Consider the following 14,544-nt stretch of genomic DNA (forward strand, 5'->3'; position numbering starts at 1 on the left):
TTCGCTGCACCTCCTCTCGATGTGTTTGGCTTCGCCAAACGGCGCTTCGCGCCCACCCCCGGATAAATCCCTCCACTCAGCCTCTCAACGGGGCCGGTACGTCAAAAGCTTTACTCGAGCTAACGCTCATTGTGTTGAGTGGGGCGGCTGCGCCACATGCTGTGGGGGCTCCTACAGCTTTTTCAGAATTCTCTGATATTGAGGCGGTCCGGTCTGGGGTGTTGTACTCGGTTCTCTGTTTTTATGAGTGATCGGGAGGTTTTTTGTGAAGAAGCCGCCGGTATTGAAAGGACGGTCCGATCCGGTGTTCGACTTGTTGGCGCGGGCGCCGCACAAGCAGCATCTGGTGGATTATCTGGCGCTGCTCAAGCCCCTCGATGATCGGGGGCGTTATTTGCCTTTCGAGGATTTGCGCCATCGCTGGGCGCCGGGGCTGGACGCTCGTTTGTGTTGGGCGCTGGTGAAGAGGGCGAGGGCTGCGCAGTACATCAATCTCCTGCCATTGGGTGAGCCGCCGCAGTGGGGCAAGTATTTGCTGACACCCTCGGCCCGGAAAACCCTTTCGGCCGTCGATCTGCAGACGACTTCCGCTTCGCTGGAATGCATGACCGGGCAGATCGGCGAACGGTCGCATTTCAGTTATTTGCTCAATGATCTGATCGAAGACGAAGTGATCGCCAGCAGCCAGTTGGAAGGTGCGGCAACGACCACGCGAGTTGCCAAGGACATGCTCAAGTATCAACGGCAGCCGCGCACGCCGGATGAGCGCATGGTCATGGGCAATTACAGGATGATGAATTTCGCCTGGGAAAACCGTTACCAACCCTTGAGTGTCGACTTGATCGCGGCAATGCATCGGGTGGGCGTCGAGGGGATCAATGACGAGCAATACAGTCCCGGTTTTTTCAGGACGAACGATGAAGTGGTGGTACAGGATGGCGAGGGCAACACGGTGCATACACCGCCGCCCGCTGTCGGAGTGGTGATGCGTTTGCAGAGACTCGTACGCTGGATCAATCAGCCACTCGGCTCACCTCAGGAAAAGGACTTCCTGCACCCGTTGATCAAGGCGATCACGCTGCATTTTTCTCTGGGCTACGAACATCCGTTTCGCGATGGCAACGGACGGGTTGCGAGGGCGTTGTTCTACTGGTTCATGTTCAAGCACGAATTTTCGGCATTTCGCTACATTGCGATCAGTCCTTTGCTGCGCAATGCGCCGGTGAAGTACGGGCGGTCGTATTTGCATAGCGAGGCCGATGAGCTGGATCTGACGTATTTCATCGAGTTTCAGTGTTCGGTGATTCAGCGTGCAGTCAGTCGCTTCACGGATGTCTACCGCAAAAGCCTGGCGTACACGGAAGACTTTGAGCGCTGGCTGATGGCGTCGGTTTTTTTCGAGCGGCTGACGCAAAGGCAGCGGGCGCTGTATCAGGTGGCCAAGAGCGGAGTGGCGAAGGAGTTTACGGCGAGCAACGTGAGTGAACACTTGGGTTGTTCTTGCAGCACCGCGATGTCAGCGTTAAACGGGCTGGTCGAGTTGCAGGTCTTCGAGAAAAGGAAAATGGGCAGCGAGTGGGTGTTCTTTTTACGCAGTCCAGCCAGTGTGTTGAAGGACGGGAGCGAGTTGTCTCGCTCCCGTGCAGCGTTGGCCTAGAGGCTGCCAAACACCTTCTTCGCCAGACTGGTCGCTGCAGCGGCCGGGTTCTTGCGGATGGTTTCTTCCTGTTTGCCGATCATCTCGAACAGGCCGTTCAGTGCTTGTTCGGTCACGTAGCTTTCGATGTTGGCGCTCTTGGAGTCGACCACGCCCAACGTCGCAGCCTGGCCGGCGAACGCGTTGTACTTCTGCGCCACGCCTACCTTGTCGGTCGCCTGTTTGACGATCGGCAGAAACCTCGCGCGGATCTGTTCGCGGCTGGATTTGTCCAGGTATTGGGTGGCGGAGTCGTTACCGCCGCTGAGGATGCCTTTGGCGTCGGCCACGCTCATTTTCTTCACGGCGTCGACGAGGATCGGCTGGGCCTGGGTCACGGCGGTTTCCGCGGCCTTGTTCATGGCGGTTTCCAGTTCGTCGACCTGGGCGCCCATGCCGAACGCTTTCATCTTGCCGGCGACTTTGCCGAGTTTGCCCGGCAGTTCGATTTTCACGTCCGGGTTGTTGCTGAAGCCGCCCGGGGTGCCGAGTTGTTTGACGGCCAGTTGCGCGCCTTGGGTCAGGGCATCCTTGAGGCCGCCGGTGGCGTCGCCTTGCGACAGGTCGCCGAGGGACAGGGCCAGTGCGCTGGCGGAGATCATCAGGCCCGCGCACAGGCCGGCGAAGCGTAGGGTAGGGCGGAGCATGAAAGCTTCCTTGTTCAAAAGATTTAGCGGGCGGCGTCGACGCGGACTTTCAGCGGCTGAGGATCCTTGCCATCAAGCTGCACGGCATGGTTTTCGGTGGTGATGAACATCAACTCGCCGTTGACCTCGATGCGTGCGCTGACCGAGTAGCGGTGGCCGGGTTTGACCTGGGTCCGATCGTAGCTCAAATGGAACGGCAGCGGCACTTGTCCCTTGATCGGGCCTTTCTGTTCGTCGAGCACTACCGCGGGCGCATCGGCCAGCGAAACGTCCTGAAGGCTCACACTCAAGGTCGCGCTTGGCGGCAGGGCGATGCGTTGCAGGTAGAACACTTCGCCGTCGAGGCTCGCTTTGCCGCTTGGAGTGGTGGACTGGCAAGCACTCAACACGGTGGCGGCGGCGAGAAGAGAAAGTTTTTTCATGGGGACCTCAAAAGACTTGGGCGCCAGAGGGGTGCCCAAGGAAATCTAGCGGATTTTGGATAACGAGTCAGTGAACAAACGTAACGGTTCATTCAGCCACTGCTCGATTGCCCGCAACAGGCGCGATTGGGGCGGACGTGTCGCGGGTACAAGTTCGATAGCTTCAGGAAATACGGACAGCCGTTGGTGATACCTGTTTTCTATCCCCGTCAGTGCATACCGTTTGCCCGGCACAACATGCGCTGGATCATATTTAAGATAAAACGAAATGGCAGTTTCCTCATCGTGAGAAACGCGCGCCAGTTCGACATCGGGACTTTCTTTTTCATGCAGGCTGATAGTGATTGCCTGTTCGGGTGGAATCATTTCGGGTTCCTGCACTTCAACATACAAGTAACCGATCGGACTCAAATGCAGCGTCTGACGGTGGGGTGCCTGATGAACAATGACGAAATGTTCCTGCTCCAGCAGCAAGGGTTGTCCGTTGTGAAAGAGCTGGACGGTGACACGATATTTAACGCTGACATCAGTGAGTCGGTGGGGAAACCGGAAGTTCCACTGACCGTCGACGATGGAAGGATATCTCCAGTGTTTGACGCTTGTCGTTTGCCGTGTATTGATCAGTTGAACATCGACGACGGTTTCATTGTTTCCGTCGAGAGGGGCGTTGAAGTCGGGTGGAAGACTGAACGTTACATTGATGGTATGGGGGGATTCATTCAACTGGCTCATATCGATTTCCTTATCGATTAAAAGAGCCCATTAATTCATAAAACAACTAACCGGAAAACGATCCGGTCCGCCGGTTAGTTGTCTTCAAGTTTCAGCGGGGCGGGGTGGATGCCGTTTCCGCTGCATCTTCACTACGATGCAACGCTACCTGACGGATCGACAATCGAATCTCCGCCGGCAGTACCCGTTTCGCTGCACCTTCGGCCAGTTCGCCGAGCAGTTCGTGATAGCTCAATTTGCCGGCTTCGTCGCGACGCAGCACGTCGAGGTCGAGCAGGGTCTGGATGAAGTGGCGGAACAGGCTCTTGTCGAAGAATTCCGGGGCGTTGAGGCCATGCAGGATCGACAGGCGCTGGGCCATGACCGTGCACAGGTCTTCCAGTTCTTCGGCGCTGATGCTGTTCTGCCCGGCATTGAGCAGCAACGATACGGTCATGTAGAAGCGTTGCAGGGTCTGGGCGATGCTTTTCGACAGCAGGGTCAGCAGCACGAAATGTCGTGAGCTCGGTGCCGGGCGCAGGTAGACGTCTTTCTCGAAACGCAGCAGACCCTGTTCGACGAACGCTTCCAGCCACTGATCGATCACCGCATCCAGTTCGTCCAGGGTCCAGCGGATGAACAGCTCCGATTGCAGGTACGGATACAGTGCGCGGGTGTAGCGCAGGATCTGCTCGCGGCTCATGCGCGAAGTGCTCTGGAAGAAACTCGCCAGCAACGCCGGCAGGGCAAAGATGTGCAGCACGTTGTTGCGGTAGTAGGTCATCAGGACGGCGTTCTGCTCGTCCAGATACAGAATCTTGCCCAGCGCATCGTTCTGCTCGGACAGCAGGTCCATGTCCTTCACATGCTCGATCAGCGCCCGGCCATCGCCTTCCGGCAAGGTGGTGTGCGGCGAGTACGGAACCTTGCGCAGCAGCGCCAGGTACAGATCCAGCACCCGCGCCATGGCCCGGTCATCGAGTGCCAGGCGGGTGGTCGACAGCAACGCCAGCGCCACCAGGTTGACCGGGTTGATCGCCGCCGCTTCGTTCAGATGCTGCGCGACTTTTTCGCCCAGGCGATTGGTGGTTTCGTTGAGCCAGGCCGGTTTGAACTGCGGGCCCAGTTCCTGCTGGCGCCAGCCCGGCTGTTCGCTGTCGAGGAATTCCGCCAGTTTGATTGGCTCGCCGAAGTTCACCGCCACCTGGCCGAAGCGCTGCTTGAGCGCGCCGATGACTTTGAAGATGTCGAAGATCGATTCCTTCTTCTTGCTCGCGCCGCGCAGTTCGCCGAGGTAGGTGCGGCCTTCGAGCACGCGCTCATAACCGATGTACACCGGCACGAACACGATCGGCATCCGCGACGACCGCAGGAAGCTGCGCATGGTGATCGCGAGCATCCCGGTTTTCGGTTGCAGCATACGCCCGGTGCGGGAGCGACCGCCTTCGACGAAGTACTCGACCGGGAAACCTTTGGTGAACAGCGTGTGCAGGTATTCGTTGAACACCGAGGTGTACAGCGGATTGCCCTTGAACGTGCGGCGCATGAAAAACGCCCCGCCACGGCGCAGCAGACTGCCGATCACCGGCATGTTGAGGTTGATCCCGGCGGCGATGTGCGGCGGGGTCAGGCCGTTGCGGAACAGCAAGTAGGACAGCAGCAGATAGTCGATGTGGCTGCGGTGGCACGGCACGTAGATCACTTCGTGACCCTGGGCGACCTTCTGCACGCCTTCGATGTGGTTGACCTTGATCCCGTCGTAGATCTTGTTCCAGAACCAGCTCAGTACCACTTCCAGAAAACGGATTGCGGTGTAGGTGTAGTCCGAGGCAATTTCGTTGCCGTAGCGCAGGGCCTGGGCCTTGGCTTTTTCCAGGGAGATGTTTTCGCGTTCGGCTTCGTCGAGGATCGCTTGCTTGACCAGTGGCTGGTTGAGCAGGCCTTTGACCAGGTTGCGGCGGTGGGAAATGTCCGGTCCGATCACGGCAGCCTTGAGGTTGCGAAAGTGCACCCGCAGGATCCGCTGGGCCATGCGCACGGTGCGCTCGTGGCCCTTGTTGTGCTCGATCAGTTCGCGCAGGTGGATAGGCGCGGAAAACTGCACGCGGGTCTTGCGCCCGAGGACAATCACGCTCAACAGGCGACGCAGACGCCCGGTGACCGCCCAGCTGTCGGCGAACAGCAGCTTCCACGGGCTGTTTTCGCTGTCAGGCGACTGGCCCCAGAACACGCTGACCGGAATGATCTGTGCGTCTTCGGCGGCGTTCTGGGTGAGCGCGCTGACCAAGCGAGTCAGGGTCGGCGGCGCACCGCGCTTGTCCTGGCGACCGAGCCAGTCCGGGTCCGGCGTCAGGTAGAAGAACGCCGCCGGCTCCAACAGATTTCCGACTGACACCGGCAGCACCGGGCGCGGCAGTCCGGCCTTGGTGCATTCGGTATCGACCACCGCCAGATCGGTCAGCGATGGGTTTTGCAGGACGTAGAACACCGGACGACTGCGGTCGAGGTTGAGGGTGAACGACGACTGGTTGATCGTCTCGGAGCGAACCCAGAGATACAACAGTCGGCGCAAGGTGCCAAACACAAGACGGCGGAACGGGGAACGGGTCATACGGCTTCTGCGTGAGTGGATAAACCGAGCGTTTGCTCGGGAGGGCGACAGTTTGCCGGATTACTCGAAAATCGGCAAAAAAGCGGCGAAGTAATCTCCTGTTGAGAGTTTTGCCGCCTGTCATATACTCGGCGATCTGTCGCCGGGGCCCTTTTATGGACGTCGGACGCAGGCTGACGTTCCTCAAAGGCTTTCCTGCGAAAAGCCTGTTCAATAATAAAAAAGGAGTATGAACAGATGGCAACACGTGAAACCGGCAACGTGAAGTGGTTCAACGACGCCAAGGGCTACGGCTTCATTCAGCGCGAAGACGGGGTGGACGTATTCGTGCACTACCGCGCGATCCGCGGTGAAGGCCACCGTTCGCTGACCGAGGGTCAGCAGGTTGAATACGCGGTGGTGGAAGGGCAGAAGGGCTTGCAGGCTGAAGACGTTGTAGGCTTGTAACGCAAATCTTCAGAACACCAAAAATCATTGTGGGAGCGGCGGTTCGACGCTTCGACTTGCTCGCGAATGCGGTGTGTCAGTCAGCATTGATATCGACTGGTACATCGCATTCGCGAGCAAGCCCGCTCTCACATTGGTTCTGTGTCGCCGGTTTTACGCAGTTTTCCAGGTGATCTCTTCTTCACCATCGGCGCTGATCCGAATCCAGCGATCCGCCGTTTCCTCACCTTCTTCCTCGACCCACGTCCCCGGCGCGCAGCGCACCTCAACGTTCAGCGCGGCAAAGGCGGCGCGGGCGCAAGCGATGTCGTCGTCCCATGGCGTCTGGTCGCTTTCCAGGTACAGGCTGTTCCACTTGCCCACGGCTTTCGGCAGCCAGGTCACCGGGATGTTGCCGGCCTTGCACTTCCAGGTCTGGCCTTTTTGTACCCAGTCGCTGCACGGGCCAAGGGCTGCGCCCAACCAGGTGGAAATGGCCTTGTGGTCGACGTCGGCGTCTTTCAGGTAAATCTCGATGTCCGGTTGGCGCATGGATGTCCTCACTGCGGGTCTGAAAAATCCATTCGCGGATTTAGCCGGCCCCGGGCTACTTGCCCGAGTCCAAAAGTTATTGAAGAACGAAATAATCGTAGCGCATCGACACGGTGGTCACGAACGGCTCGGCCTGCTCGATCACTGCCCTGCGGCGTTCGGCACTGGCGCGCCAGCCGTGAGGTGTCATCGCCAGCAGGTTGGCGCGATCCTCGGGCTTGTCCAGCGTCAGTTTGAATTCCAGCGTTTCACTGTGGGCCAGCGCCATGCCTTCCGGCACCAGCGCCAGATGCTTGTCGTCGGTGTATTCGCGCACTTCGTCGTACAGGCGTTCGCGCAGTTCCATCAGGTGGCCGCTGGTCGGGCCGACTTTCATCAGGCCGCCGCCGACACTGAGCAGGCGCTTGGCTTCTTCCCAATCCAGCGGACTGAAAACGCTGGCCAGAAACTGGCAGCTGCCGGAGGCCAGTGGCACCCGGGCCATGCTCGCAATCAACCAGGTCAGCGCCGGATTGCGTTTGCAGGCGCGCTTGACCGCTTCCTTCGAGATGTCCAGCGCGTAGCCGTCGGCGTCCGGCAAGGCCTCGGCGATCTGCGCGGTGTAGTAACCCTCGCCACAACCGATATCGACCCAGCGCGCCGGCGCATAACCCGCCGCCAGCTCCGCCAGGCGCTTGGCCACCGGGGCGTAATGCCCGGCGTTCAAAAAGTCGCGGCGGGCCTCGACCATCGCCTGATTGTCGCCAGGGTCGCGGCTGTTCTTGTGCTGCACCGGCAACAGGTTCAGGTAACCCTGGCGCGCGCGGTCGAAGCGGTGGCCGGCGGGGCAGACCACGCCGTTGTCCACCGCGTTCAGCGGTTCACTGCAGATCGGGCACGCGAGCATCAGGCAAGCAACTTGATCAGAGTCTGGTAGTAAATCTCGGTCAGTACGTCGAGATCGGCCGCCAGCACGCGCTCGTTGACCTGGTGGATGGTCGCGTTGACCGGGCCCAGTTCAACAACCTGAGTGCCCATGGTCGCGATGAAACGACCGTCGGAGGTACCGCCGCTGGTGGACGCTTTGGTCTCGCGACCGGTGATGTCCTTGATGCTCGACGACACCGCGTCGAGCAGCGCGCCTGGCTCGGTGAGGAACGGCAGACCGGACAGCGCCCAGTCGATGTGCCAGTCCAGGCCGTGCTTGTCGAGAATGTCGGCCACGCGTTTCTGCAGGCCTTCAACCGTCGATTCGGTGGAGAAACGGAAGTTGAACAACGCCACCAGATCGCCCGGAATCACGTTGGTCGCGCCGGTGCCGGAATTGACGTTGGAAATCTGGAAACTGGTCGGCGGGAAGAAATCGTTGCCGTGATCCCAGTGCTCGGCGGCCAGTTCGGCCAGAGCCGGGGCAGCGAGGTGGATCGGGTTCTTCGCCAGGTGCGGATAGGCCACGTGTCCCTGCACGCCGCGCACAGTCAGTTTGGCGCCGAGGGAGCCGCGGCGACCGTTCTTCACCACGTCGCCCACCAGCGTGGTGCTCGACGGTTCGCCGACGATGCACCAGTCCAGACGCTCGTTACGGGCGGCCAGACGCTCGACCACGGCCTTGGTGCCGTGATGGGCCGGGCCTTCTTCGTCGCTGGTGATCAGGAACGCGACCTTGCCCTTGTGATCCGGGTAATCGGCGACGAAGCGCTCGGCCGCCACAGTCATCGAGGCCAGGCTGCCTTTCATGTCCGCCGCGCCGCGCCCGCAGAGCATGCCGTGCTCGTCGATCACCGCGTTGAACGGGTCGATCTGCCAGGCGGTCACCGGGCCGGTCGGCACCACGTCGGTGTGGCCGGCGAAGCACAGGACCGGGCCGTCGCCTTTGCCGTGAGTCGCCCAGAAGTTATCCACATCTTCGATGCGCATCGGTTCCAGCTGGAAACCGGCATCGCCCAGGCGCTGCATCATCTGCTTCTGGCAATCGGCGTCGACCGGCGTCACGGACGGACGGCGGATCAGGTCGATGGCGAGTTGGAGGGTCGGCGAAAGGTCGGCGTGGGCCGTCATGGAAAACTCCGAAAGCTGGGGGGCAAGGCGCGCAAAATGGCGGTTATCTTAAAGCAAAACGGCGACCATTGGCCGCCGTTTAGTGCTTGGTCGAGGAATTAGACGACAGGTGCCGGTTCAGGCGTCGCCGAAGGTTTTGGCAGCGACGACAGGAACGCCATGATCAGCGCCGCTACGTACGGCAGCGACTGCACCAGCAACATGGCCACCCAGAAGCGCATGTCGTTGCTCGGAATGCCCTGCACCAGGAAGATCCCCAGCGCCGCGCCCCATAACAGCAGCATGATGAACAGCTCTTCCCGGGCCTCGGAAATCGCCACCCAGAAGCCATGGTTGTCGGCGTTTTTCGGGGTGCGGAAGAACGGAATGCTGCTGGTGAAGAAGCCGTACAGCACCGCTTTGGCGATGGTGTGCGACAACGCCAGACCGGCCAGTGCCGCGCAGAATGCATCCTTGAGGTTCACGCCCACGGCGCGACGGTAGAGGAAGATGATCTTGCCGACCTTGAACACGAACAGCGCCAGCGGCGGGATCGCAAAGATCAGCAGCGGCGGATCGACCCGTTGCGGCACGATGATCATCGCCGCCGACCACAACAGCGCGCCAACGGTGAAGAAGATGTTCATGCCGTCCGCGACCCACGGCAGCCAGCCCGCGAGGAAGTGGTAACGCTGGCCGCGAGTCAGCTCGGTGTCCTTGCCGCGCAGCAGGCTGCGGGTGTGACGCTTGATGATCTGGATCGCACCGTAGGCCCAGCGGAAACGCTGCTTCTTGAAGTCGATGAAGGTGTCCGGCATCAGACCCTTGCCGTAACTGTCGTGGTAATACGCAGCCGACAGGCCTTTCTCGAACACGCGAAGTCCGAGTTCGGCGTCTTCACAGATGCACCAGTCGGCCCAGCCCAGTTCTTCCAGAACCGAGCGACGGGTCATGGTCATGGTGCCGTGCTGGATGATCGCGTCGCGGTCGTTGCGGGTGACCATGCCGATGTGGAAGAAGCCTTTGTATTCGGCGTAGCAGAGCTTCTTGAAGGTGCTTTCGTTCTGATCGCGGTAATCCTGCGGCGACTGCACCACGGCGATTTTCGGATCGGCGAAGTGCGGCACCATGTGTTTGAGCCAGTTGGGGTGCACGCAGTAGTCGGAGTCGATCACCGCGATCACTTCGGCGTCCTTGGCGGTGTGCGGGATCAGGTAGTTCAGCGCGCCGCCCTTGAAACCGGCCAGGGGCGAGACGTGGAAGAACTTGAAGCGTGGACCGAGGGTTTCGCAGTAGTCGCGCACCGGTTCCCAGACCGCCGGGTCCTTGGTGTTATTGTCGATGATCAGGACTTCGAAGTCCGGATAGTCGAGGTTGGCCAGGGCGTCGAGGGTCTGTTTGACCATCTCCGGCGGCTCGTTGTAGCAAGGCACGTGAATCGAGACCTTCGGGCGGTAGTTCGAGTCGCCGACCACCGGCAGGAATTCACGGCGACGCTTGTGAATCCACACCGCCTCGGCCAGTTCGTGAGCCTCGGTCAGCAACACGATGAATACCCCGAGCGCACCGAGCGCCAGTAGGAAACCCACCGTCAGGCTGAACCACGTGCTGTATTGCTGGCTGTAGTCGTAACCGATCCACACCAGCACCGAACCACACAGGAACGCGATAAAGGTCAGGAAGGTACGACCGCGCTGGCGCAGGGCCGAGCCGTCGATCATCAGCAGGGTCAGCGACAACAGCGCCAGCACTACCGAGCCAATGGCCAGCACGCGCCATTGCGGGATCGCCACCACCGGGCCTTCGAAGTTGAATTTCTGCTGGCGCGCGGCGTTGAACACGCCCCAGTAGGCGCCGACCGAACCTTCGTCGCTGGCCTTCCACGGCTGGTCAAACGCTTCGATCACGAAGTAGTTGAAGCCCTGACGGTTGAGTTTGTTGACCAGCGTGCGCAGGTAGATGGCCTGATCCGCCGGCGAAGCATCGGCACCACCGCGCATGCGGCCGTTGCTCGGCCAGCCCACTTCGGACAGCAGCAGCGGCTTTTTCGGGAACATCTTTTTCAGGTCGCGGGCGCGGTCGAAAACGAACTGCCCGGCCTTGTCCACTGGAATGAATTCCCAGTAAGGCAGAACGTGCGCGGCGATCAGGTCGACGTGCTTGGCCAGCTCCGGGTGCTCTTCCCAGACGTGCCACTGTTCGGAGGTGGTCACCGGTACTTTCACGGCCGCGCGCACGCGGTCGAGCAGCACGCTGAGTTCCTGGGCAGTGATTTCCTTGCGGAAGATCGCTTCGTTACCGACCACTACGCGAACCACACTGCGCGAAGTGTTGGCCAGTTCGATGGCGCGGGTGATTTCCCGCTCGTTGCGCTCCTGGTCAGGGCTGATCCAGATCCCCAGCGTCACGCGCAGGCCGAATTCTTCGGCCAGTTTCGGGATGTCCTGCAGGGAGCCGTCGACCGAGTAGATGCGGATGTTGTCCGTCAGCTTGCTCATGATCTCCAGGTCGCGGCGCATTTCATCGTCGGACGGATACTGATCCTTCTGCGGGAACTGTCCTTGCTGGAACGGTGAATAGGAGAAACCGGAGATCTGCTCCGGCCAGTTCGGCGCGGAGACGGGGCGGTTGATCAGCGCCCAGAAACCGGTGAACAGGGCGGCGATTGCCAGAACCACCACCAGGTTGAGTCCAAATTTACGCGATGACATAGCTGTGTCGGGTTCCAAGGTCTGTGGAACGAAGGGTCGGCTGGTTGACGCCTGAGGGCGCGCATCCTACACCGGCAGTTCGCCGAGTCCTACAACAGACAGGGAAATGCCGGACGTTGGGCAATCCAACCCGACTTAAGTTCTTTCGTTTCAGCATGTAAGGCAAATCTTTGTTACGTGCAGCTTTAATTAAAGCAGGCAGGTTCGCCGTTCATAGCGCAAAGGTGCTCTTGGCCGCCGACGGCCCTATAATGCGCGCCGGTTTTTGGGGTAATGGTCATGAGTACAGAAGATCCGCGGTTTGCAGGCATCGCCCGTTTGTATGGAATCGAGGGCCTCGAGCGCCTGCGTGCAGCCCATGTGGCGATTGTCGGCGTTGGCGGCGTCGGTTCCTGGGCGGCGGAAGCCATGGCCCGTTGCGGGGTCGGCGAGATTTCGCTGTTCGACCTCGACGACGTCTGCGTCAGCAACGCCAACCGCCAGTTGCACGCGCTGGACAGCACCGTCGGCAAGCCCAAGGTCGAGGTGATGGCCGAGCGTCTGCGCGGGATCAACCCGGACTGCAAGGTGCACGCGGTGGCGGACTTCGTCACCCGCGACACCATGGCCGAATACATCACGCCGAACATCGACTGCGTGATCGACTGCATTGACGCCGTCAACGCAAAAGCCGCGCTGATCGCCTGGTGCAAGCGCCGCAAGATCCAGATCATCACCACCGGCGGCGCCGGCGGGCAGATCGATCCGACGCTGATTCAGGTCTGCGACCTCAACCGTACTTTCAATGATCCTCTGGCCTCGAAAGTGCGCTCCACTCTGCGTCGCGATTACGGCTTCTCGCGCACTGTGACCCGTCACTACAGCGTGCCGTGCGTGTTCTCCACCGAACAATTGCGTTACCCGAAACCGGACGGCAGCATCTGCCTGCAGAAGAGTTTTGTCGGCGATGGCGTGAAGCTGGACTGCGCCGGCGGGTTTGGCGCGGTGATGATGGTGACGGCGACATTCGGCATGGTCGCGGCGACCAAGGCCGTGGACAAGATTGTGGCGGGTGTTCGGCGCCCGGCGGATCGGGTCAAGTCTTAGGCGTGAAGCCCAGGGCTGCGCAGCAGCCCTTTTACTGCGCCAGCTCGTTCATCCGCTGCAGCACGGCATTCAAGCCGTTGCTGCGCGACGGCGACAACTGCCGCGACAGCCCCAGTTGATTGAACCAGTCCGGCAGATCGATTTGCTGCAACTCAGCGGCAGACAAGCCGTTGACCCGCAACAGCAGCAACGCCACCAATCCGCGAATCATCCGCGCATCGCTGCTCGCCGCGAACTGCCAGTGACCGTCGCGCAATTCGCCAACCAGCCACACCTGACTTTCACAGCCGTGCACACGGTTGGCCTCGCATTTGTCCGCATCGCTCAACGGCGGCAGGCGATCACCCAACTGCATCAACAGCCGCGCCCGCTGTTCCCAGCCCGCGGCGTTCTGAAACGTTTGCAGCGCTTCGGCGGCCTCGACCGGCAGGCTCATCGCAATAGCTCCAGCGCCTGATCCAGCGCTTCAAAGAAACGCTCCAGATCTTCGGAATCGTTGTACAGCGCCAGCGACACGCGAATCGCCCCGGCCAGTTCGAATCGCTTGAGCAGCGGCATCGCGCAGTGGTGCCCGGCACGTACAGCGATGCCCTGTTCGGTCAGCAAGTGCGCGAGATCGGCGTTGTGTACGCCTTCGACGACAAAACTGGCCAGCGCCAGTTGCGGTTTGCCCAACAGACGAATGCCGTTGCGGGCGGCGAGACCACGCAACAGGTAATCGTGCAGCGCCGCTTCGTGGGCGGCCACCGCGTCCTGATCCAGACCGGCCAGATAGTCGAGGGTCGCACCGAGGCCGATCACGCTGGCAATCGGCGGCGTGCCCGCTTCGAAACCCAGTGGAGCAGGGCGGAAACGGGATTCGTGATAATTGGCTTCCAGTACCATTTCGCCGCCGAACTGCCACGGCCGCAGTTGCTCAAGTGCGCTGTTGCGCCCGAACAGCACGCCGAGGCCATCGGGGCCGTACAGTTTGTGGCTGGAAAACACGTAAAAGTCGCAACCCAGTGCCTGCACGTCATGCCGGCCGTGGACCACGCCTTGAGCGCCATCGACGACGGTCAACGCATTTTGTGCCTTGGCCATCGCCAGCAGGGCCGGCAACGGTTGCCACGCGCCAAGCACGTTGGACAACTGGCTGACCGCCAGCAAGCGGGTGCGCGGGCCGATCAGGTGAACGGCAGCAGCGAGGTCGATCACGCCGTCATCGTACAGCGGCAGTATCACCAGTTTCAGGTCGCGACGTTGTGCCAGTTGCTGCCACGGCAGCAGATTGGCGTGATGCTCCAGGGCGCTGATGACAATTTCATCGCCCGGATGGAAAAGAGGTTCCAGGCCATAGGCCAGCAGATTCAGCGCACTGGTGGCGCCGTGGGTGAAGATGATCTGCCCGCTGTCACCGGCATTCAGCCACTGGGCAACCTTCAGGCGACTGTCCTCGAACGCCTGCGTGGCGTGGGCGCCGGGCAGGTGCTGGGCACGGTGCACGTTGGCCGCGCCATTGGCGTAGTAATGCGCCAGCGCGTCGAGCAGAGCCTGGGGTTTTTGCGTGGTGGCGGCGTTGTCCAGATAGGTCTGGTCTTGCCGTTGCAGGGCGGCGATGGCCGGGAAGTCGGCGCGCCAGGGGGAGGGAATCATCATCTGTTCAGCCCTGTGAACTTGGGCGGAT

13 protein-coding genes are annotated in these 14,544 nt (G+C 60.7%); 3 read left to right on the forward strand and 10 right to left on the reverse strand.

Going from position 1 to position 14,544, the window contains the following annotated elements; translation table 11 throughout:
• Positions 1 to 265: 265 nt before the first annotated feature.
• Entirely contained in the window at positions 266 to 1,657 is a 1,392-nt protein-coding gene (locus NE357_RS05495) for a Fic family protein (protein WP_169429043.1), read from the forward strand.
• Here the strand turns inward: NE357_RS05495 and NE357_RS05500 are convergent.
• The 4 genes from NE357_RS05500 to plsB all read right to left on the reverse strand — a co-directional run bounded on the left by NE357_RS05500 (position 1,654) and on the right by plsB (position 6,087).
• Positions 1,654 to 2,343, reverse strand: a complete 690-nt coding sequence (locus tag NE357_RS05500) for a DUF4197 domain-containing protein (RefSeq protein WP_169429044.1) — start codon at positions 2,341 to 2,343, stop codon at positions 1,654 to 1,656. The two genes, NE357_RS05495 and NE357_RS05500, sit on opposite strands and share 4 nt — an antisense overlap.
• A 23-nt stretch (positions 2,344 to 2,366) precedes the next feature.
• A complete protein-coding gene (locus NE357_RS05505) occupies positions 2,367 to 2,765 on the reverse strand; it encodes a YbaY family lipoprotein (protein WP_169429045.1) in 399 nt (132 codons plus the stop codon).
• A gap of 45 nt (positions 2,766 to 2,810) precedes the next feature.
• Positions 2,811 to 3,497 (reverse strand): hypothetical protein, encoded by a 687-nt coding sequence (locus tag NE357_RS05510; RefSeq protein WP_169429046.1) that lies wholly within the window; start codon positions 3,495 to 3,497, stop codon positions 2,811 to 2,813.
• A gap of 91 nt (positions 3,498 to 3,588) precedes the next feature.
• Positions 3,589 to 6,087 (reverse strand): glycerol-3-phosphate 1-O-acyltransferase PlsB, encoded by a 2,499-nt coding sequence (plsB, locus tag NE357_RS05515; RefSeq protein ID WP_169429047.1) that lies wholly within the window; start codon positions 6,085 to 6,087, stop codon positions 3,589 to 3,591.
• A gap of 237 nt (positions 6,088 to 6,324) precedes the next feature.
• On the opposite strand from plsB, the gene NE357_RS05520 reads away from it, so the two are divergent.
• On the forward strand, positions 6,325 to 6,534 hold the full coding sequence (locus NE357_RS05520) for a cold shock domain-containing protein (RefSeq protein WP_007954750.1): 210 nt from the start codon (positions 6,325 to 6,327) through the stop codon (positions 6,532 to 6,534).
• Positions 6,535 to 6,687: 153 nt separating this feature from the next.
• Here the strand turns inward: NE357_RS05520 and NE357_RS05525 are convergent, their stop codons facing one another.
• The 4 genes from NE357_RS05525 to NE357_RS05540 all read right to left on the reverse strand — a co-directional run bounded on the left by NE357_RS05525 (position 6,688) and on the right by NE357_RS05540 (position 11,792).
• A complete protein-coding gene (locus NE357_RS05525; protein WP_169429048.1) occupies positions 6,688 to 7,065 on the reverse strand; it encodes a hypothetical protein in 378 nt (125 codons plus the stop codon).
• Positions 7,066 to 7,141: 76 nt separating this feature from the next.
• A complete protein-coding gene (locus NE357_RS05530; protein ID WP_169429049.1) occupies positions 7,142 to 7,951 on the reverse strand; it encodes a putative RNA methyltransferase in 810 nt (269 codons plus the stop codon).
• Positions 7,951 to 9,102, reverse strand: a complete 1,152-nt coding sequence (gene dapE / locus NE357_RS05535) for a succinyl-diaminopimelate desuccinylase (RefSeq protein ID WP_169429050.1) — start codon at positions 9,100 to 9,102, stop codon at positions 7,951 to 7,953. Before dapE ends, NE357_RS05530 begins: the two co-directional genes overlap by 1 nt.
• A 98-nt stretch (positions 9,103 to 9,200) precedes the next feature.
• Positions 9,201 to 11,792 carry a glycosyltransferase gene (locus NE357_RS05540; protein WP_169429051.1) on the reverse strand — a complete coding sequence of 864 codons (2,592 nt, stop codon included), beginning with the start codon at positions 11,790 to 11,792 and terminating at the stop codon, positions 9,201 to 9,203.
• 273 nt (positions 11,793 to 12,065) lie between these two features.
• Here NE357_RS05540 and tcdA point away from each other — a divergent pair, with 273 nt between their 5' ends.
• Positions 12,066 to 12,878, forward strand: coding sequence for a tRNA cyclic N6-threonylcarbamoyladenosine(37) synthase TcdA (gene tcdA, locus NE357_RS05545; RefSeq protein WP_169429052.1), 813 nt, complete (start codon positions 12,066 to 12,068; stop codon positions 12,876 to 12,878).
• 31 nt (positions 12,879 to 12,909) lie between these two features.
• Here tcdA and NE357_RS05550 read toward each other — a convergent pair whose 3' ends face one another.
• Entirely contained in the window at positions 12,910 to 13,314 is a 405-nt protein-coding gene (locus tag NE357_RS05550; RefSeq protein WP_169429053.1) for a SufE family protein, read from the reverse strand.
• Positions 13,311 to 14,516 carry an aminotransferase class V-fold PLP-dependent enzyme gene (locus NE357_RS05555; protein WP_169429054.1) on the reverse strand — a complete coding sequence of 402 codons (1,206 nt, stop codon included), beginning with the start codon at positions 14,514 to 14,516 and terminating at the stop codon, positions 13,311 to 13,313. Before NE357_RS05555 ends, NE357_RS05550 begins: the two co-directional genes overlap by 4 nt.
• Positions 14,517 to 14,544: the final 28 nt, after the last annotated feature.

The sequence above is a fragment of the Pseudomonas sp. G7(2022) genome (genome assembly GCF_052660475.1).

Bases quoted from the DNA above. Each gene is read 5' to 3' on its own strand.
- NE357_RS05500 (WP_169429044.1), bottom strand. From the start codon at position 2,343: ATGCTCCGCCCTACCCTACGCTTCGCCGGCCTGTGCGCGGGCCTGATG.
- NE357_RS05505 (WP_169429045.1), bottom strand. From the start codon at position 2,765: ATGAAAAAACTTTCTCTTCTCGCCGCCGCCACCGTGTTGAGTGCTTGC.
- NE357_RS05510 (WP_169429046.1), bottom strand. From the start codon at position 3,497: ATGAGCCAGTTGAATGAATCCCCCCATACCATCAATGTAACGTTCAGT.
- plsB (WP_169429047.1), bottom strand. From the start codon at position 6,087: ATGACCCGTTCCCCGTTCCGCCGTCTTGTGTTTGGCACCTTGCGCCGA.
- NE357_RS05520 (WP_007954750.1), top strand. From the start codon at position 6,325: ATGGCAACACGTGAAACCGGCAACGTGAAGTGGTTCAACGACGCCAAG.
- NE357_RS05525 (WP_169429048.1), bottom strand. From the start codon at position 7,065: ATGCGCCAACCGGACATCGAGATTTACCTGAAAGACGCCGACGTCGAC.
- NE357_RS05530 (WP_169429049.1), bottom strand. From the start codon at position 7,951: ATGCTCGCGTGCCCGATCTGCAGTGAACCGCTGAACGCGGTGGACAAC.
- dapE (WP_169429050.1), bottom strand. From the start codon at position 9,102: ATGACGGCCCACGCCGACCTTTCGCCGACCCTCCAACTCGCCATCGAC.
- NE357_RS05540 (WP_169429051.1), bottom strand. From the start codon at position 11,792: ATGTCATCGCGTAAATTTGGACTCAACCTGGTGGTGGTTCTGGCAATC.
- tcdA (WP_169429052.1), top strand. From the start codon at position 12,066: ATGGTCATGAGTACAGAAGATCCGCGGTTTGCAGGCATCGCCCGTTTG.
- NE357_RS05550 (WP_169429053.1), bottom strand. From the start codon at position 13,314: ATGAGCCTGCCGGTCGAGGCCGCCGAAGCGCTGCAAACGTTTCAGAAC.
- NE357_RS05555 (WP_169429054.1), bottom strand. From the start codon at position 14,516: ATGATGATTCCCTCCCCCTGGCGCGCCGACTTCCCGGCCATCGCCGCC.